Annotated in this window: 2 protein-coding genes; both read left to right on the forward strand. The window is 50.4% G+C overall.

Features of this window, described 5'->3' with window-relative positions; genetic code table 11:
- Positions 1-922 (forward strand): thiazole biosynthesis adenylyltransferase ThiF (gene thiF, locus ACWHAR_RS21125; protein ID WP_452087724.1); only part of this gene is annotated, 922 nt, incomplete at its 5' end.
- 18 nt (positions 923-940) lie between these two features.
- Positions 941-1,479 (forward strand): bifunctional hydroxymethylpyrimidine kinase/phosphomethylpyrimidine kinase (gene thiD, locus ACWHAR_RS21130; RefSeq protein WP_452087725.1); only part of this gene is annotated, 539 nt, incomplete at its 3' end.

The raw sequence follows: 1,479 nt of genomic DNA on the forward strand, positions 1-1,479 counted from the left end.
CGGCGCCGGCGCGCTCGGAACAGCCAGTGCAGAAATGCTGGTGAGAGCGGGAGTCGGCTCTGTGAAAATTGCCGACAGAGATTATGTTGAATGGAGCAACCTCCAGCGCCAGCAGCTTTATACAGAAGATGATGTCAAAAAAGAAATGCCGAAAGCAGCCGCTGCGGAGCGCCGTCTCCGTTCGATTAACAGCGATGTTGATGTGACCGGACTTGTCATGGATGTGACAGCAGAAAATATCTTCGAGCTGATTAGGGATGCATCGATTATTGTGGATGCGGCTGATAATTTTGAAACCCGCCTGATCGTAAATGATGCTGCGGTAAAGGAAGGGATTCCTTTTCTTTACGGTGCCTGTGTAGGGAGCTACGGCCTCACCTTTACCGTGGTGCCGGGTTCTACTCCTTGCCTGCATTGCTTGCTCGATACACTTCCGATTGGCGGAGCAACATGTGACACAGCCGGCATCATCAGTCCGGCTGTTTTGCAGGTAGCAGTCTTTCAGGTAACAGATGCACTGAAGCTGCTGACGGGAGAGGAGTGCGAGCCGGTGCTGCGCTCCTTTGATTTGTGGAAAAACGAGCGGTCAGAAGTGAGAGCGGCCAATCTCAAACATGACGCATGCCCAAGCTGCGGCACAAAGGATTTTCCGTTTTTGTCATATGAAAATCAAACAAAAGCGGCTGTATTGTGCGGCAGGAACACGGTGCAGATCAGATCATCTATTACGAAAGAAGCGGATCTTGAAGCGCTTGCCGGTCAGCTGACGCAGGCCGGGCTTGAAGTAGCTGCGAACCCGTATTTAATTTCCTGCCGCTCGGATGATATGAAAATGGTGCTGTTCCGGGACGGCAGAGCTTTGATCCATGGAACAAATGATATTGCCCGGGCAAAATCCATTTATCATAAATGGATCGGGTAATAAAAGGAGTGTAGTGTAATGAGTATATATAAAGCATTGACAATCGCCGGATCAGATTCAGGCGGCGGCGCAGGGATACAGGCTGATATTAAAACCTTTCAAGAGCTTGATGTATTCGGAATGTCTGCGATTACAGCGGTAACCGCTCAAAATACGCTTGGCGTTCATGGGGTGTATCCGCTGACTGTAGAGGCGTTGAGACAGCAAATTGTCGCTGTTGCTGAGGATTTGAGACCGGATGCAGTCAAAACGGGAATGCTCTGGAATGCCGACATGATTGAAGAAGTGGCAAGAAAAATTGACGAGTACGGATTCAATCGTGTAATTGTTGATCCGGTTATGATCGCAAAGGGCGGGGCATCCTTGCTGCGTGATGAGTCAGTTGCCACCTTAAAGGAGTTGCTCATTCCAAGAAGCTACGCGATTACGCCGAATGTCCCGGAAGCAGAAACGCTGACAGGAATGACAATCAGCTCGCTGGATGACCGGAAAAAAGCAGCCGAGCAGCTCGTCAAGATGGGTGCGCAGCATGTCATTATCAAAGGCGGGCACCAGCC

It is taken from the genome of Bacillus sp. LR--39, from assembly GCF_053613335.1.